The 19,729-nt window shown below is 37.8% G+C and carries 14 protein-coding genes and 1 other annotated feature; of the genes, 11 read left to right on the forward strand and 3 right to left on the reverse strand.

Annotation, left to right across the window (positions count from 1 at the left end):
- Nucleotides 1-37: 37 nt before the first annotated feature.
- From fdrA to IGJ90_RS01485, 8 genes are all read left to right on the forward strand, one after another.
- Nucleotides 38-3,049 carry a DUF1116 domain-containing protein gene (fdrA, locus tag IGJ90_RS01450; protein ID WP_002355249.1) on the forward strand — a complete coding sequence of 1,004 codons (3,012 nt, stop codon included), beginning with the start codon at nt 38-40 and terminating at the stop codon, nt 3,047-3,049.
- Nucleotides 3,042-3,875, forward strand: a complete 834-nt coding sequence (locus IGJ90_RS01455; protein ID WP_002355250.1) for a DUF2877 domain-containing protein — start codon at nt 3,042-3,044, stop codon at nt 3,873-3,875. The genes fdrA and IGJ90_RS01455 overlap by 8 nt, the downstream gene beginning before the upstream one ends.
- Nucleotides 3,876-3,884: 9 nt before the next feature.
- Nucleotides 3,885-5,138: an MFS transporter gene (locus IGJ90_RS01460; protein WP_438767451.1), complete on the forward strand. Its 1,254-nt coding sequence runs from the start codon at nt 3,885-3,887 to the stop codon at nt 5,136-5,138.
- Nucleotides 5,139-5,272: 134 nt separating this feature from the next.
- Entirely contained in the window at nt 5,273-6,211 is a 939-nt protein-coding gene (gene arcC, locus IGJ90_RS01465; RefSeq protein WP_002355252.1) for a carbamate kinase, read from the forward strand.
- 6 nt (nt 6,212-6,217) lie between these two features.
- A complete protein-coding gene (locus IGJ90_RS01470; protein WP_202562424.1) occupies nt 6,218-7,438 on the forward strand; it encodes a dicarboxylate/amino acid:cation symporter in 1,221 nt (406 codons plus the stop codon).
- Nucleotides 7,439-7,527: 89 nt separating this feature from the next.
- On the forward strand, nt 7,528-8,589 hold the full coding sequence (allD, locus tag IGJ90_RS01475; protein WP_002413499.1) for an ureidoglycolate dehydrogenase: 1,062 nt from the start codon (nt 7,528-7,530) through the stop codon (nt 8,587-8,589).
- Entirely contained in the window at nt 8,589-10,010 is a 1,422-nt protein-coding gene (locus IGJ90_RS01480) for a hypothetical protein (RefSeq protein WP_002383665.1), read from the forward strand. Before allD ends, IGJ90_RS01480 begins: the two co-directional genes overlap by 1 nt.
- 24 nt (nt 10,011-10,034) lie before the next feature.
- A complete protein-coding gene (locus IGJ90_RS01485) occupies nt 10,035-11,258 on the forward strand; it encodes an amidohydrolase family protein (protein WP_002389547.1) in 1,224 nt (407 codons plus the stop codon).
- 139 nt (nt 11,259-11,397) lie between these two features.
- On the opposite strand, the gene IGJ90_RS01490 is transcribed toward IGJ90_RS01485, so the two are convergent.
- Nucleotides 11,398-12,909 carry a helix-turn-helix domain-containing protein gene (locus IGJ90_RS01490; protein WP_002366084.1) on the reverse strand — a complete coding sequence of 504 codons (1,512 nt, stop codon included), beginning with the start codon at nt 12,907-12,909 and terminating at the stop codon, nt 11,398-11,400.
- A gap of 74 nt (nt 12,910-12,983) precedes the next feature.
- Between IGJ90_RS01490 and IGJ90_RS01495 the strand changes: the two genes are divergently transcribed.
- On the forward strand, nt 12,984-15,119 hold the full coding sequence (locus IGJ90_RS01495) for a vWA domain-containing protein (RefSeq protein ID WP_438768299.1): 2,136 nt from the start codon (nt 12,984-12,986) through the stop codon (nt 15,117-15,119).
- Nucleotides 15,120-15,180: 61 nt separating this feature from the next.
- Here IGJ90_RS01495 and IGJ90_RS01500 read toward each other — a convergent pair whose 3' ends face one another.
- On the reverse strand, nt 15,181-15,360 hold the full coding sequence (locus tag IGJ90_RS01500; protein ID WP_002367870.1) for a hypothetical protein: 180 nt from the start codon (nt 15,358-15,360) through the stop codon (nt 15,181-15,183).
- Nucleotides 15,361-15,545: 185 nt separating this feature from the next.
- Between IGJ90_RS01500 and IGJ90_RS01505 the strand changes: the two genes are divergently transcribed.
- Complete coding sequence (locus IGJ90_RS01505; RefSeq protein WP_077932738.1) at nt 15,546-16,946, forward strand: PcsB-like coiled-coil domain-containing protein; 1,401 nt, start codon at nt 15,546-15,548, stop codon at nt 16,944-16,946.
- Between the two features lie 117 nt (nt 16,947-17,063).
- Nucleotides 17,064-17,293: a binding site (T-box leader), on the forward strand.
- Nucleotides 17,294-17,353: 60 nt separating this feature from the next.
- Nucleotides 17,354-18,481 carry a 5-methyltetrahydropteroyltriglutamate--homocysteine S-methyltransferase gene (locus IGJ90_RS01510; protein ID WP_002373195.1) on the forward strand — a complete coding sequence of 376 codons (1,128 nt, stop codon included), beginning with the start codon at nt 17,354-17,356 and terminating at the stop codon, nt 18,479-18,481.
- 51 nt (nt 18,482-18,532) lie between these two features.
- On the opposite strand, the gene IGJ90_RS01515 is transcribed toward IGJ90_RS01510, so the two are convergent.
- A complete protein-coding gene (locus IGJ90_RS01515; protein ID WP_002355262.1) occupies nt 18,533-19,717 on the reverse strand; it encodes an AI-2E family transporter in 1,185 nt (394 codons plus the stop codon).
- Nucleotides 19,718-19,729 lie beyond the last annotated feature (12 nt).

Consider the following 19,729-nt stretch of genomic DNA (forward strand, 5'->3'; position numbering starts at 1 on the left):
ACAATAGCATTGTAAGGAATAGATAGGAGGATGAACAATGTTACACACAGTAATTTTGAAAAACAATTACCAAGACTCCATCAATTTAATGTTATTGACCAATAAAATCAATGCATTAGATGGTGTAACCATGAGTCAAATCATGATGGGAACAGATGCCAACAAAGACATCCTTAACAACACGAACTTGTTAACGGATGAGGCCAATAGTGCATCTGCAAACGACATGATGATTGTGGTTGACAGTGAAAAAGAAAACATCATGGAAGAAGTTATGCCAGCGATTGATGAATTCTTAGATGATTTATCAGCAAAGGGAACTAGTGAAGAAGCACAAGCAGCAACTTCTTGGTCAGAAGCGTTTGATCTTTTACCAGAGGCGAATGTAGCGCTATTCAGTATTCCTGGTGAATATGGTGCGCCAGAAATGGAACGTGCCTTAAAAAATGATTTACACGTGTTCTCTTTCACGGATAATGTGTCAATTGAAGATGAAGTACGTTTGAAAAAATTAGCGCATGAAAAAGGCTTACTAATGATGGGGCCTGACTGTGGAACTGGTATTATCTCAAGTATTCCAATCGCCTTTACAAATGTTGTTTCTCCAGGAAACATTGGCGTTGTTGGTGCTTCAGGAACAGGGATTCAAGAAGTTACAACGATTATTGACCGCTTAGGTGGCGGAGTTGTTCACGCCATTGGTACTGGTGGTCGTGACCTAAGCGACAAAGTAGGCGCTATCACAGTGAAAGATGCTATTGTGGCCTTAGAAAATCACGAACCAACCGATGTGATTACAGTCATCTCTAAACCACCTGCAAAAGAAGTTCGTGATGAAGTGGTTGAATTATTACAAAGCATTTCAAAACCAGTCGTTGCGATTTTCTTAGGAGAAAAACCAACAAGTCACGAAGGCAAAGTTTATCTAGCTCATACATTAGAAGAAACAGCTAAAATTGCTGTTGATTTAGCAAATGATGTGGCCGTGAAGAAAAATTACTTTGAAGCATTAGCAAAACCAGCTGTACCAACATTACCAGAAGATAAAGTTGTAAAAGGCTTATATTCAGGTGGTACATTAGCTTCTGAAGCAGGTATGTTAATTTCTGAAGCTTTAGACCTTGGCGGTTTAGTGAAAGCAGAAGGTTATGTCTTGAAATCTCATGGTTATGAAGTCATTGACTTAGGCGATGATATGTATACACAAGGTCGTCCACACCCAATGATTGACCCAGATGTTCGTATCGAAAAAATTCGTGAATATGCACAAGATGAAAAAACTGGGATTATCTTATTCGATGTGGTGTTAGGCTACGGTGCTCATGAAGACATGGTTGGTGCATTATTACCAGCAATTGAAGAAGCGCGTGCCACAGCCAAAGAAGCCGGACGTGATCTTTACTTTGTTGCAACTGTTTGTGGGACGACGAAAGATCCGCAAAATTACCAATCGTCGGTTGATCGTTTGAAAGAAGGCGGCGTTTTAGTTGCAGAAAGCAATGCTAAAGCTGTTCAATTAGCCTTATTACTAAAAGGAATCGAAATTTCAGAAGACGATAAAGAAGTGGTTGCTTACAACGGACCAACTGTCGATGTACCAAAACCAGGCGAAAAAGTAATGGAACTATTAACAACCAAACCAAGAATCATTAACGTTGGGTTGCAAAGCTTTACAGAATCAATCGTTGATTACGGTGGCGAAACTGTTCAATTTAACTGGCGTCCGCGTGCCAACGGCAATAAAAAAATGATTAAAATTTTGGATGCTTTGGAAGATTACAGTGAACAAATCGAAGCTGAAAATCACAAAGTAACAGACAAAATTAAAAATGCACAACCATTCTTAGTAGATGTGGTACCTGCAAAATCAGTGATTCCAGAATTAAATGATGATGCACAAAAAACATTACTTCATGCTGGACCACCAATCCAATGGTCTGAAATGACTGGACCAATGAAAGGTGCTTGTATCGGAGCTGCATTATTCGAACGTTGGGCAGACAATGAAGAAGATGCTTTGAAGATTTTTGAAGCTGGCGAAGTACGTTTCATTCCTTGTCACCATGTAAAAGCAGTAGGACCAATGGGCGGTATTACTTCTGGTAATATGCCAGTCTTTGTTGTAGAAAATCGCTTAGAAGGTAACGAAGCATACTGTATCTTGAATGAAGGTATCGGTAAAGTATTGCGTTTTGGTGCTTATTCACAAGAAGTAGTTGATCGTTTAGATTGGATTAAAGATGTTTTAGGACCAACTATTGCGAAAGCCTTGAAACTTTCTGAAGAAGGCTTGAACTTAAACGTATTGATTGCGCGCTCTATTACAATGGGTGACGAGTTCCACCAAAGAAATATTGCCGCATCTTTGAACTTCTTAAAAGAATTGTCTCCATTAATTATCAAAACAGATATTCCAGAAGATCAAAAATACGAAGTAATCAAATTCTTAGCTGACACAGATCAATTCTTCTTAAATGTCATGATGGCAACTGGAAAAGCAATTGTTGATGGTGCCCGTAAAGATACCAACGGAACGATTGTCACAACGATGACTCGTAACGGCGTGAACTTTGGGGTCCGGATTGCAGAAACAGGCGATCAATGGCATACCGCACCAGTAAATACACCAAAAGGTCTTTACTTCACTGGTTTCAGCGAAGAAGACGGAAATCCTGATGTCGGGGATAGTGCAATTACTGAAACAGTAGGCGTTGGAGCAATGGCTATGGTAGCTGCACCTGGCGTAACACGGTTTGTTGGTGCAGGTGGCTTTGAAGATGCGTTAGCAACCTCAAATGAAATGGCAAAAATCTGTGAAGGACACAACCCAACATTCTCAATTCCAACTTGGGATTTCCAAGGAACTTGTTTAGGAATTGATATCCGTAAAGTGGTGGAATTAGGAATTACACCAATCATCAATACAGGGATTGCACACAAAAATGCCGGTGTTGGTCAAATTGGTGCAGGGACAGTTAGAGCACCTCTAGGCTGTTTTGAAAAAGCCCTAGAAGCGTATGCTGAGAAACTAGGCATTACGGTTGAATAACCAACTAGTCATTAGTGACTACATTTTTCCTATCCACCAATATGGCAAGATGGGAACCATTCACAGTGTTTTTGAACGTTCATTTAATCTGAAAGTCCAGGATCAATTAATCAATGTTGCAAACTTCCATAATTATTTATCAAGCTTTGGTATGTTTTTGCCAGATCAATTGTTTCAAGAAATCTTTCCGTATGTACAACAAGGTAATAAAGTCAAAATCACAGAAAATCAGTTGACCTTTTACAGTACAGTCGGCGTGAAAACGATCCAACTCACACCTGCCGAGGTCGTTTCTTTAAACATTACTCATTTCAAGTTAGAAAAAGACCAATTACGCTTGTTGCGAGACCGCTTATTAGCGAGAAACTTAGAACGTAGAATTGGCCTGCCTTTAGACGAACGAGCAAAGCATATTTTCAAAAAAATGAGCCAAAAACAAAAAGTTTGGACACTATCGGAATGGCAAGAAGTAACGAATTATCTGATTGGTCGGGGCAAAGGGTTAACCCCGAGTGGTGATGACATTTTAGTGGCGTATCAAACAATTCTGTTCATACTTGCTGATGAAAGAGCTGCGGCGTTAGCCGCTACTCTTTCGGCAGCAAATTTATCCACAACAGATGTTAGTAAAGGCTATATTGCAAGCTCGGCTAAAGGATATGTAAATTCATTGTTGTATCAGTTACTCTTGGATTTGGAGAACCATCGGGATAATAGAGTTGACGAAAATATTGACAGAATTATACAAATCGGACATTCCTCTGGTAAAGATATGTCATTTGGAATGTTACTAGCTTTACAATCTGTAGAGTTAGATGAGAAGTGAGGAGAAGACATGGAGAATAGTAAAAAAAATCAAGCAGTGCAAGTGAGCAATAGTTACTGGATTAAAGTCGTAGCCATTTTCTTCGTAGGCTGGATTTTAATGTACGCAATACGAACTATTTTTAATCCAGTGATGGGGGTCATTGGAGAACAATTTGGTCTAAGTAACACACAACTTGGTTTAGCCAATAGTATCTTCTTTCTAACCTATGCTGTTGCACAGATTCCTTTTGGGATGATTGGCGATAAAATTGGGCGGAAATTAGTCATTGCTGTTGGGTTTATCGTTCTTGCTATTTCTACTTATTTTAGTGGATTAGCGACAACCTTTGTTATGTTTTTAGTCATTCGTGCAATTGCTGGTATTGGTCAAGGAGCTTACTATGGGCCACAATATGCGCTATCGACAGAAGCGATTCCAGCAAGTAAACGGACCATCGGTAATGCCATCATCAATAGTGGGATGGCCTTCGGTACATCAGGTGGGTACCTACTTTCAAGTAAGTTGGTTTTAGAAAATGGTGAACATTGGAGCAAACCATTCTTTATCATGGCGATTCCAACGTTTATCGTAGGAATTCTTTTCTATACAATTTTGAAAGAAAAAGTGATTCGTCCTGGTGAAGAAGCCGCACGAGCAGCTGCTGAAGAAGGACCGCAAGAAAAGATCTCATTAAAAGAAATTTTCTCAAATCGTAATTTATTAGCCGCATTTATTTTATGTTTCACAAGTATTTATGCAAACTTTGTCATTATTACTTGGTTGCCACAATTTTTAATTGCTGAACGTGGCTTTACAGGAGCGAGCGTTGGTTTCATTTCATCACTTGTACCATGGGCCTCTATTCCAGGCGCCTTAATCTTCGCTCGTTTGAATGATAAAACAGGTGCGACGAAAAAATTAGTCTTTACATTAGTACCTTTAGCAATCCTATCTGTCTTTGCGATTGCTTTTGTAACAAATCGGACATTGTTAATTTCTGTTTTAATTCTTTATGGGTTAACAGGGAAATTAGCGTTAGATCCAATTATGGTGACTTTTGTTACCAAACATGCACCAAAAGCGGCCTTAGGAACAACGTTAAGTGCCTATAATTTTATCGGGATGTCAGGGTCAATCCTAGCACCGTATGTCACAGGATATTTAGCAGATACAGCAGGCTCAATGCAAGTTGGCTTCTATCTTTCTTGTGTACTATTAGTTATTGGTTTACTAGCTTTTGCTTTCTTAGCTAAAGATGAAAGTAAACCGAAATTAGGTTAATTATCCCTTCGATAATGACTGAAACAATCAAAATGAGCAAGACAAAATCTTTCATTTCGTAAACAAATTATTTCTTATCCGTCGATACTGAAAAGATTTTGTCTTTGCTTTACTAAAAAGGAGCGAATCAATCAATGAGTTTAAACGTAATTGCCCTAGGTGGGAATGCTATTTTAGATACGGATCCAACAGATGAAGGCCAAAAAGCCGTCGTTAATCACGCGGCCAAATATATTGCAGAATTTGTTGCCAAAGGGGAACAAGTCATTGTCTGTCACGGAAACGGACCACAAGTAGGGAATTTGCTTTTACAACAAAAAGCAGGCGAAAGTGAAAAAAATCCAGCGTTGAAATTGGATACTTGTGTTGCGATGACACAAGGAAGTATCGGTTACTGGTTACAAAATGCTTTAACTAATGAGTTTGAAAAACGTAACATTGCTAAACCAGTTATCTCTGTAGTTACACAAGTGCGTGTGGACAAAGAAGATCCTTCGTTTAAAAAACCATCCAAACCAATTGGTCCATTCTATACAAAAGAAGAAGCTGACGCGGAAGCAGCCAAAGATGGCTCTACGTATGTGGAAGATGCTGGCCGTGGCTACCGAAAAGTTGTTCCATCACCAATGCCTAAAGAAATTGTTGAAAAAGAGGCGGTTCGTGCTTTAGTAGAAGCGGACGTTTTAACTATCTGTTCTGGTGGTGGGGGCATTCCGGTCGTAGCAGAAGACGGACAATACGTAGGTGTGGAAGCGGTTAACGACAAAGATTTCTCTGCACGTGTTTTAGCTGAAAACGTTGATGCAGACCGTTTGATTATTTTGACAGGCGTTGATAACATCTACATTAATTACAATCAACCAGATCAAAAAGCATTAGAACAAATCAGTGTAGCCGAAGCAGAAGAATACATTAAAGAAGGTCACTTTGCTGCTGGTAGTATGCTACCAAAAATCGAAGCTGCCTTAGACTTCGTAAAAGGTGATGACAAACGGAAAGCAATCATTACTTCTATCGAAAACTTAGAAAACATCGATAAAGAAGCAGGAACTGTGATCAGTCAAAAGGGGTAGTTTACCATGAAAAAACCGTCCATGATCACCCAAATTGCAATTGCTGTTGTCGTAGGAATCCTCGTAGGACTCTTGATTCCTGCTAGCGGCAATTACTTGAAAATAGTTGGAGATGTCTTTTTGCGACTGATGCAAATGGCTATTCCTATCTTGATCTTAGGGCAAATTGTCCAAGCAGTTGGCAGTATTAATCCAAAAGAATTAACGAGCCTTGGGGGTAGAACAATCGCTGTTTTCGGGATTTCCTCCTTAGCTGCCGCTTTATGGGGCGTACTAATGGCAGTCATTTTTAATCCAGGATACGGTGTTAAAATGACTGGCTTCCAAGATGCTTCTATTAAAGCGCAAGAAATCTCAATCACTGATACGATTTTAAATTTCGTTCCGAAAAATATTTTTGATTCACTGACTCAAGGATCGATTATTCAAATTATTGTCTTTGCATTATTTTTTGGTTTAGCACTGAATAAATACTTACAAAGCCATCCAGAGACACAACTCTTCCAAATAATTGTGGACTTTAATGAAGTTATCATTACAGTCATTCGATACGTCATGTATCTAGCACCTCTGGGGATTTTTGCTTTAATTGCTTCAACAATTAGTCACTTAGGCCTTCAAATTATTTTACCGTTAGTGAAGTATCTATTGGTCTATGGATTAGGAACTATTTTATTTTTGGGCATCTGGATTTTGGTTATCACATTGTACTGTAAAGTAAGTCCACTACGTTTAATTACAAACATGAAAAATATGTCTGTGATGGCCTTGGCGACAACTTCTTCAGCAATTACTTTACCAGTAGCTTTGGAAGAAACAGAAACAAAATTAGGTTTAAGTAAGCGAATTACTAACTTAGTGTTGCCGTTAGGTATGTCGTTAAACAGTAACGGTTCAGCGATGCATATGGCTTTTACTGTAATAACTATCGCTCAGATGTATCAGCTAGAGTTTGATATTACGAAAATGATTTACTTAGCAATTACAGCAACGTTTGTCTCACTAGCAAACGCAGTTGTTCCCGGTGCGGGCTTAGTCTCACTGGCAGTGATTGTTCCGCAAATGGGTTTACCCATTGAGAGTATTGCAATTTTTGCAGGCGTCGAATGGTTTGTTGGCATGTTACGAACAATTTTAAATGTCAATTCAGATGTTTACTCTGCTATTCTAGTTGCAAAATCAGTGGATGAAATTGACTATACTGTCTTTAACAGTAGCAATAAGTAGTGAAAAAAGGGGAGGAAATGCAAGGACGAAGAAGAAAATCACTTGTTTTCTTTCCCTTTTTTAAGATTAATGATAAAGGAGCAAGCGCAATGGAAGAAATGGTTGTCGTTACACCGGAGAAATTAGAAAAGCTGATGAAACAAAAATTAGAAGCTGCTGGTTTACATTCTGAACATGCCGAAGAAGTTGCTCGACATTTAACTTTTGCAGATGCTAGCGGTATTCATTCACATGGTGCGGTTCGTATGGATTATTATGCGGAACGGATTGCAAAAGGCGGGATCACGATTGATCCCGAATTATCATTTGAAAAAACTGGACCGTCCACTGCCATTTTTCATGGCGATAATGGCGTGGGTCAATTTGTTTGTAACGAAGCATTAGCTGCTGCAGTTGACCTAGCCAAAGAATCAGGGTTAGCATATGTTGGCGTTTCTCAAACGAGTCATAGCGGGACGTTATCGTATTATGTTAAAAAAGCAGCGGAACAAGGCATGGTTGCTCTTTCGATGTGTCAATCTGATCCAATGGTGGTACCGTTTGGTGGTACAAGCAATTATTTTGGAACAAATCCAATCGCTTTTGCAGCACCTAGAGCAGGTCATGAACCAGTCGTGTTTGATATGGCTACGACAGTACAGGCTTGGGGGAAAATTTTAGATGCACGTTCAAGAGATGTTGAAATTCCCGACACATGGGCAGTAGACGAAAAAGGCCAGCCAACGACTGATCCTTATGAAGTACGAGGTTTATTGCCGATTTCAGGACCAAAAGGATATGGACTAATGATGATGGTCGATGTCTTAGCTGGTTCGTTGTTAGGCTTACCTTTTGGCAAACATGTCAGCTCCATGTATGCGGATTTAACGGAGAAACGGAATCTGGGTCAGATGTTTTTAGTCATTGATCCAAGCCGCTTTACAGATTCTGAACGATTTAAAGAAAATATTAATCAAATGGTGGAAGAACTTCATAGTGTGCCTACAGCAGAAGGGTTTCAACAAGTTTACTATCCAGGAGAAATTGGTCAGCTAAACTATCAAAAAGCCATGTCAGAAGGCATTGAAATTCCACAAAGTATTTATGATTATTTAGTTAGTGAGATTGTACATTACGATAAATATGGCGGGCAAGGTGCCTTTGCCAAATAATGAGGAGCGCAGAGAGTATTCGCTGCTGCGTTGCTCTCGCCTTCTTTCTATTGGAGGAAAGTAAAATGAAAAAATCGTCAAAAGTAGCACTTATTTTTGCATTCTTAGTTAGTATTTTTGTGCCAGTTGCGGCCTTTGCTGATGAGATTGGGGATGTAGTTGCCCCGACAGGAATCATGGCATTAGTTGTGATTATTCCATTGATTGTTGTTTTGGTTCTATTGTTTATGAAAGTCGATATGATTATCGCTGGTTTAATTGGCGGCGTCTTAGCGATGCTGATTGGTGGCATTGGACTAGAAGAAGCGAATAAACAGATGTTGGAAGCTATCCCAATGATGTTAGGAATTACCGTTCCCATCATTAATTCAGCTGTTGCGATGGCGGTCTTTAAAGCAGGTAGTTATTCAGCTGCATTAACTTTAGCCAAACGAGGCACAAAAGGAAAAGTCGAGTATGTTTCAGCTTTTATTGTTATCTTATTAGCCGCAGCCACATATATGTCAGGAATTGGTGGCGGAAGTGCGATGGTTATTGCGCCATTGGCCTTTGCCGCAGTTGGCGTTGTTCCTGAATTAATTGCAGCAATGTCTTTAGCTGCTGCGGTATCATTTACAACATCACCCGCTTCATTAGAATCAAGTATTGTTTCAAAATTAGGCGATATCAGTGTCGGTTCATATGTTTCAACCATGCGACCTTACTGGTTATTCTTCGTAGCATTAGCGATTGTTCTAGCCTTTTGGGGAACGAAACATAGAAATGTTGGCTTTAAAGAGTCGGCAGATGATGAATTTGATAAAAAGAGCAATGGTGAATTATTTAAAATTACCTTGCCAGCCATTTTCTTATTGTTTGCTGTAATTTTTGGACCAATTGTGAATGATTTAATTGGTTTTGCCTTCTTTACGCCACTTGTATACATGATTTTAACATTAGTTTTAATTTTCTTATGTACAGATTTCTCAATGAACAAATCTGTCGAAGCGATGGTAGATGGGTCTACATATATTTTGACTCGTTTATTCCAAGTAGGGATTTTCTTAGCCTTTATTAATGTTATTGCACAAACAGGAACGTTTGCTGTAATCGCAGGTGTTGCTGAAAATGCACCAGCCTTTATTGTCGTGCCAGTTGCCATTTTAACAGGGATTTTAATTGGGATTCCAGCTGGGGCCTACGTAGGTTCTGTTTTAACTTTAGTGCTACCAGTTGCTGTATCGTTGAACTTCCCGCCGTTAGCATTAGGTTTTGTAGCAATGGGTGTTGGTTTAGGTAGTCAAATGAGTTTCGTTAATATTACTATGCAAGCTTTATCTTCAGGCTTCCAAATTCCAATTTTGGATGTTGTTAAAGGAAACGTGAAATGGTTAAGTATTGCCTCTGTACTATTATTAGTTATCGGTTTAATCTTTGGATAAAAAACAATTTAGGGAGTGGAAAACATGGATTTATTAATTAAACAAGTTCGTCTTCAAGACGGTGAAGCATTACAAGATGTAGCTATTAAAGAAGGTAAAATCATTGAAATCGCCCCAGTTATTACTGGCGATGCCAAAGAAGTCATCGAAGCAGATGGTCGTGTTTTAATCCCAGGTTTTGTAGAAAGCCATTTACATTTGGACAAGGCATTAATCGCTGATCGTAAACCAAATAAATCAGGTACGTTGAAAGAAGCAATTGAAGTAACCGCAGAATTAAAACCAACATTTACCGAAGAAGACATTTACGACCGTGCCAAACGTGCTTTAGAAATGTTAATCGTTCATGGAACCACGGCGTTAAGAACGCATGCAGAATTTGACCCAGCGCAAGGTTTTACTGGCTTCAAAACAATTATGCGTTTGAAAGAAGAATACAAAGAGTTAATTGACATGCAAGTAGTTGCGTTTCCGCAAGAAGGAATTTTTAAAGCCCCTGGAACAGAACAAATGATGTATGAAGCAATGGATATGGGCGCAGACGTTGTCGGCGGTATTCCTTATAATGATGCACCAGCGAAAGAACATATTGATTTAGTGTTTGAAATTGCTAAAAAATATGATAAAGATGTAGATTTACACCAAGATTTTGCCGATGAAGCTGATGATATGAGTATTGAATATTTATGTGAAAAAACCATCGCTGAAGGCTACCAAGGCCGTGTTTCAGTGGGCCACTTAACGGCATTGCATGCCTTACCTGAAGCAGAATTGGCGCCTATTATTGCAAAAATGGCGGAAGCAAATATTAGCGTGATGGCTTTACCAGCAACGGATTTACATTTAGGGGCTCGTGGTGATCAGTACAATGTTCGACGTGCGGTTACGCCAATTCGTAAATTACGCGATGGTGGCGTGAATGTCTGTATTGCTACGAATAATATTCGCAATGCTTTTACACCATATGGCACAGGGGATATTGTTCAAACAGCGATGTTAGCCATTCCTGTTGGGCACCTAGGTGGAGCGGATGACTTAAAAACAGTGCTACCAATGGTAACAACAAGTCCTGCTCGTGCGATGGGACTAGAAGGATACGGTGTCGCAGTTGGGAATAAAGCAGATTTAGTCTTATTAGACACAAAAGTGGTTGAACATGCGATTATTGATATTCCAGAACGGTTATATGTTATTAAAAACGGCCGTGTTACAGTCAAGACAGACAAAAAAGTCGAAATCATTCGTTAAGAAAAAAAACAAAAAGCTCAAAATGTTAGTTGTCAAAACTAACATTTTGAGCTTTTTTGATAAAGGTGAAGATGTGTTTGATTGATCCTGTTTTAGTTATTTTTTTGTTCCACGAGTTCTATTTATTAACAGAATTAAATCATTTCTTTGCTACCAACCGAACTAATTGTTCTTGAATCGCTAGTAAGTCAGTTAAAGAAACTTGCGCATTAATTAATAAAAATGGTGCAGCTTGTTTTACTTGCAGCAAAGGCGTAGTGCTTAAATAAAGGTCGTACCTATCTTCTTCAGACAATTGATTAATTGCAAGGTGATAGAAACTTGCAAACGTTTCACGAATTCGTTGAATGATAATCGCTTCAATCGGTGTAGGTAAGTCTGTTTCTATTTTTATGTGAATTGTTTGATTGAAAGCTGTTGGAGCAGTAATTAACGTGTAGGCCATCGATAATTGAAGGCCTAAGCCAGTTTGTTTAGCTGGGTTCGAAACATAGATGTCTTGCTCGTCGACTATCTTTTGTGCATGCTCAAATAAATGAGCAAAATTTTGTAATAAATACTTCTTAATATTGTAGCCAGTAAGTGTAAAATCCATTTGTTCAAATAACTCTACGAAAAGAAGACCAGCCACTAATTGTTTTGTGAATAAGCCCCTGTTTTTTGTCGTTTCAAAGGCATGAGGGTTTTCTGTTTCAAGGGAGTGAAGAATCTTTTTAATAAAAGAATTCGTCTCTGAAAATGATTGGTTAGGTTCGATTAAATCTGTAAAGTGTTTGTTCGAGAGTTGTACGGTTGTATTTGTTAATAGAAATAAAAAAATCAGATGACTTTCACTCTTGGGTAACAGAAAGGCGTTCGTTAATTGATTTTCTAAATGTTCTTTTAGTAGATGATGAGTATCAACAAATTGAAGCAGTACTTCTTGATCTTCATCAGATAAAGAAGAAATAGATTCAGAAAGCAGGAAATTTGTCTGGAATCCCTTTCGATAACGAATAATATTTACCGCTAAAATATAACAAATAAGTTTCATATTCAATTGATTGGCTGGGAAATAGCCTAAAGCAATCAGCTCTTTCGCAAGGGTTTCACATTTTGTTTGCGAGACGTCAGCAAATGGCCAATCGAGACCAGAAAAAACGCGCCAAAAGAAAGCAATCATGAAAAAACGAATGCGTGGTTCAGCACCAACTAAACGAATCTCGCCTTTGGTTCTCTGGATCGAAAAATCAAAGGTTTTTAAAATGGTATCTAACTCAGCAACCTTATGCCGAACAGTTGATTCGGATAAGAATTGGTCCATACTAAATTTTGTTAAATGAACATTGCTTTCAAAGAATAGTTTTTCGAGCAATGTAAAATACGGACTACTTTGCAAAATTTGCTTCGTCAAAATTTTATATTCTTTTTTTGATCCCATGAAACAATAGCCTTTACCTCGCTCGGCAGAGAAAATATGTGAACAATTATTAGCCAATACATAAGGTTTACTAATTAAGGATTCGTAGTATTTATTGATTGAACGTCGATCCATTTGTAACAATTGACTAAGTGTTTCAATACGAATAAAGTTTTTTTTATGGTACAACAAACGCAGTAAATCCAATTCCTTTTTAACTTCTGAGCCGAAAAAAGTGTCTAATATTTCCATTATTCTTCTCCAATTGGTTCGATTCTTTTTGTTAAAATAAGTATAACTTGTTTTTTATTCGATTGTTTAAAAAAATGTACTTAACAAGTACATTTTTTTGTCTCCTTAAAAGTTATTTCTGTAGTAAGTTACATATATCGCTCAAATTTCATTTGAATGAGAAATTACTTACCACAAAGGAGTTAAAAAAATTGAAAAAAACAACCTTATTTTTATTTATGTTCTTTTTCCTAATGACTATTTTTAGTATAGACGTTTCCGCAGAAACATACAATTTTAACTATAAAAATGACGAACAAGGTCATTATTTAACGAACGGAATTAGTGAGGGAGACACAAACAATTATGATTATGGTCATGCCCCTGAAGCGACATTTGACGAAGAAAAATATGTGAATTATGGAGATGAAGCTTATTTGAAGAAAAGTGTGGCGGCTGTAACAGGCCAGCAAGGGCTTTTTAATGTGACTTTAGATGTAAAAGGAAATCAGACAGAAAGCCCTATTGATCTAGTGTTAGTGATTGACTATTCTTCATCAATGAAAGGTGAAAAATTAAACAACGCTTTGAAAGGCTTGCAACAATTCGGCGAAGAACTATCAGATTCATTAACAGATGGTCATGTTCGAATTGGTATTGTTGCCTATAATCGACTAACTTACTCCACCGCGGATTTTTCTACAGACATGAATGACTTAGAAGACTTTTTAAGAAATACAGCCGAACCACATTCAGGTACATTTATGCAAAAAGGATTGCTAGAAGGGCAACGTTTATTGGCTGAAAAAAGTCGTCCAAATGCAAAAAAGATGTTGGTTCATATTGGTGATGGTAGTGCAAATGCTAGTTTTTTACCTAGAGAAAATGCTCAAAGCTATCCCAATAATGGTGAAATTATCGATTACAACGGTTACCATACATCGTCATACATGGAAGAGTTTCAAACAGAATCCAATCAGTACTATACAAGTAACAGTGCTTCTACTGATGCTAACGCTATCCAAACAAACAGTACAACAGTGACAGATAATACGTTAGGAACCATTGTTTCTCTAAAAAAATCAGGAGATACTTATTATTCAATTGCAGCTAATCCTTCGTTAAGAGGAGAGTATATTAGTAGGAATATAGCTTCTGATCCTAAAAATTATTTGATTATTGATGAAAATTTATCTGGTTTGGGCACTGCACTGAAAGAATTAGCTGGGAGTATCAATAATACTATCCATGAGGGGCTCATTATCGATCCAATGGGAGAAAATATTCTTTTACAAGGTGCTGGGAATTTCACAGAAGATAACTACCAACTAAAAGGTTGGCGAAAAATGCCAACGGGTGAATGGTTAGAGGCTAGTGACTTATTGACTGATGTCGTAGTTACAGAAGAAAATCAAGTGCTCCATATTTCTACTATTTCATTAGGAAAGAACGAACGTTTAACATTAACTTATCAGATTAGATTGAACACAGAAACAAATGATTTTAAAGGAGATACATGGTTTTTATGTAATGATCGTACTACGTTACAACCAACTCCAGAAGAAGAAACAGTTGATTTTCCGATTCCAGCAATTAAAGCACCTACTGTACAATTAAAATTGATTAAGAACTGGGAAAATATTACAGAAAAAGAAATTCCAGAAGCAATTCAATATCAAGTAACTCGAAAAGCGACAACAGATGAAACTGCTTGGTCCACTTCAGAAGTCATGCAATTAACCCAAAAAGAAGGCTATCAAAAGCTGATTAATCAAGTAACGGTTAATGGGGCAGAAGTAGCATTACCAAAGTTTAATAACAGGGGTGAAGACTTTGTATATCAGATAGAAGAAGTGAACGTGCCAGCTGAATTTGACAGTATAATGACAAAGACAAAGGATGAATTTATCCTTACAAATCGTCGTAAAGAAGTTGTTTCCAGCACAACAGATACAAGTACGAATGAGTCTTTAAGTTCTGAGACTGCTACGACAAATTCGAGTGCTGAAAAAACAATTGTTGTAGAAACTACCACAACAACCTCAGAACTCAAGAATAATAATTTCTCAGCAGAGACGAACACAACAGCAAAAAAAATAACGAAGGCTACACCCAATGACAGACATTTGCCAAAAACAAACGAAATCCAGAAATTTCAAAGAGTATTCTTACTATTAGGTGGTTTGTTGGTAGGTTTATCTGGATTCTATTTACTTAAGCAGAGAAACTAAAATAATTCTTTAAATAAAGCAATAAAAGGCGGCTCAACGAAGCGGCCTTTTTCTTGATTCGTTACCAAAATATAACGAATTTTGTAACAAAAACGTTTGCTAAAAAGAAGGAAAAATGATTAATTTTACGAAAAAAAGCATATATCGACAAAAAAGAAGCAAAATTTGAATAAAAAAAGAAAAAATATGAAAAAAAATCGAAGAATTGTTTAACAATTGAAAACACGTGAAAACCAGTAATGGCAAGGTATAAAAGCCTTACAAAAGGTAAGTTTACCTATTATGGAGAAAGAAGGAGTGATCTGAAATGTTTTTGTAACATTTCTATTGCTTAATTGAAATATGGGTGTGGTAGAATGTTTTTGTCGTAAGAAAAGATTAAGATATTTTAAATAAACTTTAGAAATTAATTCGGAGGAATGACAAGTGAAGAAACGTCTATTTGCATCAGTATTACTATGTTCATTAACGCTATCAGCAATTGCTACCCCAAGCATCGCTTTGGCGGACAATGTTGATAAAAAAATTGAAGAAAAAAATCAAGAAATTTCATCATTAAAAGCAAAACAAGGGGATTTAGCTTCACAAGTATCTTCTTTAGAAGCAGAAGTATCTTCAGTATTTGATGAAAGCATGGCTTTACGTGAACAAAAGCAAACACTAAAAGCAAAATCAGAACAATTACAACAAGAAATTACAAACTTGAATCAACGTATTGAAAAACGTAACGAAGCAATCAAAAATCAAGCACGTGATGTTCAAGTTAATGGACAAAGCACAACAATGCTAGATGCAGTTTTAGATGCGGACTCAGTTGCAGATGCAATCAGCCGTGTTCAAGCTGTTTCAACAATCGTAAGTGCCAACAACGACTTAATGCAACAACAAAAAGAAGACAAACAAGCGGTTGTTGATAAAAAAGCTGAAAACGAGAAAAAAGTGAAACAACTTGAAGCAACAGAAGCTGAATTAGAAACAAAACGTCAAGATTTACTTTCTAAACAATCTGAATTAAATGTAATGAAAGCTTCATTAGCATTAGAACAATCATCAGCTGAAAGTTCTAAAGCTGGCTTAGAAAAACAAAAAGCAGCTGCTGAAGCAGAGCAAGCACGCTTAGCTGCTGAACAAAAAGCTGCAGCTGAAAAAGCTAAACAAGCTGCTGCAAAACCAGTTCAAGCTAAAGCTGAAGTAAAAGCAGAAGCACCAGTTGCCTCTTCTTCAACAACAGAAGCGCAAGCACCAGCAAGCTCAAGCTCAGCAACTGAATCAAGCACGCAACAAACAACTGAAACAACTACACCAAGTACAGATAATAGTGCAACAGAAAATACTGGCTCTTCTTCATCAGAACAACCAGTACAACCTACAACACCAAGTGATAATGGAAATAATGGTGGTGGACAAGAAACACCAGATCCAGTAACTCCAACTCCTGGTAATGGCGGTGGCAACGGCAACGGTAATGGTAACGGTGGACAAACACCTCCTCCTGTTGCGGCTGACCCAACAATCAATGCATTGAACGTTCTACGTCAATCATTAGGTTTACGTCCAGTAGTATGGGATGCAGGTTTAGCAGCTTCTGCAACTGCTCGTGCAGCACAAGTTGAAGCAGGCGGTATTCCAAATGATCACTGGTCTCGTGGAGATGAAGTTATCGCAATTATGTGGGCGCCAGGTAACTCAGTAATCATGGCGTGGTACAATGAAACAAACATGGTAACAGCTTCAGGTAGCGGTCACCGTGATTGGGAAATTAACCCAGGTATTACACGTGTCGGTTTTGGTTACTCAGGTAGCACAATCGTAGGACACTCAGCCTAATCAGCAATGATAAAAATAGACGTAAGCAGCTTCTGAAAAGAAGCTGCTTTTTTCATTACTATTTCATCCGTCTCCGTTGACAAATTTGCTAAACGTGGTATTCTAATTATAATCTAATAATTTCCGTTGAATAGGAAAGTAAATACAAGACAGCTGGTAGAGAGACTTTGGTTGGTGAAAAAAGTTAGATGTCTGTATCGAAAAATGGCCTAGGAGGAATTTTTGTCGAAACGTAGGCAAAAACGTAATGTCTTTCGTTAACAAGACCGCTGATTATGATTGTCAGTTGAAGGGAAAGAGTCATCTTTCCGAAAAAAGGTGGTACCGCGATAATAATCGCCCTTTTACTAGTTACGGCTAGTAAAAGGGCGTTTTTTTATAAATAAAAATAGGAAAGAGTGAGGCAAATGAGTAGTCAGATTCCTTTTACAGTTGATCATGTGGGAAGTTTTTTACGTCCAGAAACAATTAAGAAAGCACGGAAAAAGGTCCAAGCAGGTGCGTTATCTCAAGCAGAGCTACGTCTTATTGAAGATGAAGAAATCAAAGCATTAGTAGCAAAACAAAAAGCTGGCGGCTTACGGGGAATCACAGATGGTGAATTTCGTCGCGGTTTTTGGCATATTGATTTCTTAGAAGGATTAAATGGTGTGACAGGCTATATCCCAGAAACGGGGTATAACCAAACCTTTCATGGGAAAGCAGCTCCGGCCTATAATATCCGCGTAGTGGATAAAATATCTTTTCCTACGCAACATCCATTTTTAGAGGACTTTTCATTTTTAAAAGAGGTGGTGGAAGTTGGTGATGGCACGGTAGCCAAAGCAACGATCCCTAGTCCGACCATGATTTTACGCCAAGAAATTTTATCCAACGACGGAACCTCGCGCATTCAAACAATTTATCCAGAGATTGGTGCTTTTTATAAGGATTTAGCACAAACATATAAAGATGCAATTGCGGCCTTTTACGAGAGAGGTTGCCGTTATTTGCAATTTGATGATACAAATTGGGCGTTTCTAGCGGATCAGACAAAACAAGAAGAATTACGAGCAAAAGGAATACAGCCAGAAGAAATTGCACAAGTGTGTACCACGATTATTAATGAAGCCTTAGCTGGCAAGCCAGAAGATTTAACTGTAACCACACACATTTGCCGTGGGAACCATGCTTCGTCTTGGTTATTTTCAGGTGGTTATGAACCGATAGCAAAAGAATTATTTGCTACGAATTATGATGGTTTCTTCTTGGAATATGACTCAGATCGTGCAGGGGACTTTTCACCATTAAGACATTGGCAAAATAATGGCAGCAAAGTCGTTTTAGGTTTAGTTACTTCTAAGTTTCCTGAATTAGAAGAGACTGAACAAGTGAAAGCACGAATTGAAGAAGCCCAACAGTTTGTTCCTTTAGAAAACTTAAGTATTAGTCCGCAATGCGGTTTTGCTTCAACGGAAGAAGGAAATCGTTTGACGGAGAAAGAACAATGGCGCAAAGTTCAATTACTTCAAGAAATTGCTAGAGAAGTATGGTAAAAAAACTGGGACATAAGTCTAAACGGCTTATGTCCCAGTTTTTTCATTGTATTATTTTAAATATTGATCTTTAGTAAAATTCGTGTGTTCATACTCGCCGTTGTCACCATAAAAGCGGTTATAGCGTTGTTTGAATTTGCGGAATAAATAAATGACTGTCACTTTAACTAGGCAATACATTGGAATCCCGAAGATAACGCCCATTAAACCAAACAGTTCGCCCATAACTAACAAGACAAGTAAAATAGTAATCGGATGGACTTTTAATTTATCGCCCATCACACGAGGAATAACAAAATCACCATGAATCAATTGGATGGCAAACCAGACGATAACGAATTTTACTACCATAAATGTGGAATCCTGAAAGGCAATAATCAATCCAGGAATAAAGGCAATAAATGGCCCAATATAAGGAATAATACATAAAATACCCGCAGCTAAAGCTAAAATGCTACCAAATTGTAAACCAATTAATAGAAAAGCTGGCCAATACATAATCCCTAAAACCAACGAAGCAATGACTTGACCTTTTAGATAATCGCCAATTTGAATGTTGGCAATTTGGCTATATTCATCAAAATCAGGACGAAAAGCTGGGGGAATGATGCCTTTTACAAAGCGATAAAACTTTTCTTTGTCTTTTAAAAGGAAAAAGGCGATGATAGGTCCTGTAAACAAGGTTAGGAAAGTAGAAGAGACTGCAGAAAAGACGCTTCCCAGACCTTGTGCGCCTGTTTGTAGGTAATCCCCTGCAAAGTCTTTAAAGGAGTTTGCAAGTTTGCCCCAGAGCTGATTAATCGACTCATTAGCAGATTCTAAATCTTTTGCAAAAGGTGTTTTAGCCATAAATTCTTGTACTGTTTGGAGCGTGCTTTTCCAAAAACTTGGGAATTGTTTGATTAATTCTTCCGTTTGGTCTTGGATAATTGGGAAAAGTTGCAGTCCAGCTAACACTAGTAATGCAATAATTAAGACATAGAGAATCGCAATCGCCCAAACACGGGGAATTTTTTTCTCAAGGCGTTTCACCATTGGATTAAGCAAATAAAATAGAATAATACCAAAAAGTACCGGGCCTAAGACGGCACTAAAAATAACAAAAATTGGTTTAAAGATAAATGAAACAGTGTTGAATAAAAAGATAGTTACAGCAATTAGACAAAGGATAGTTAATGTGTAAAGTAGATTTTTCCCACCTAAAAAGCGGATCCACTTGGTACTTTCTTTATCCATAAGTTGCTCCTT

Source organism: Enterococcus sp. AZ129 (assembly GCF_051714505.1).
Lineage (GTDB): Bacteria > Bacillota > Bacilli > Lactobacillales > Enterococcaceae > Enterococcus > Enterococcus faecalis.

Bases quoted from the DNA above. Each gene is read 5' to 3' on its own strand.
- IGJ90_RS01470 (WP_202562424.1), top strand. From the start codon at position 6,218: ATGAAAAAACCGTCCATGATCACCCAAATTGCAATTGCTGTTGTCGTA.
- IGJ90_RS01510 (WP_002373195.1), top strand. From the start codon at position 17,354: ATGAGTAGTCAGATTCCTTTTACAGTTGATCATGTGGGAAGTTTTTTA.
- IGJ90_RS01495 (WP_438768299.1), top strand. From the start codon at position 12,984: ATGTACTTAACAAGTACATTTTTTTGTCTCCTTAAAAGTTATTTCTGT.
- IGJ90_RS01460 (WP_438767451.1), top strand. From the start codon at position 3,885: ATGGAGAATAGTAAAAAAAATCAAGCAGTGCAAGTGAGCAATAGTTAC.
- arcC (WP_002355252.1), top strand. From the start codon at position 5,273: ATGAGTTTAAACGTAATTGCCCTAGGTGGGAATGCTATTTTAGATACG.
- IGJ90_RS01485 (WP_002389547.1), top strand. From the start codon at position 10,035: ATGGATTTATTAATTAAACAAGTTCGTCTTCAAGACGGTGAAGCATTA.
- allD (WP_002413499.1), top strand. From the start codon at position 7,528: ATGGAAGAAATGGTTGTCGTTACACCGGAGAAATTAGAAAAGCTGATG.
- IGJ90_RS01490 (WP_002366084.1), bottom strand. From the start codon at position 12,909: ATGGAAATATTAGACACTTTTTTCGGCTCAGAAGTTAAAAAGGAATTG.
- fdrA (WP_002355249.1), top strand. From the start codon at position 38: ATGTTACACACAGTAATTTTGAAAAACAATTACCAAGACTCCATCAAT.
- IGJ90_RS01480 (WP_002383665.1), top strand. From the start codon at position 8,589: ATGAGGAGCGCAGAGAGTATTCGCTGCTGCGTTGCTCTCGCCTTCTTT.
- IGJ90_RS01515 (WP_002355262.1), bottom strand. From the start codon at position 19,717: ATGGATAAAGAAAGTACCAAGTGGATCCGCTTTTTAGGTGGGAAAAAT.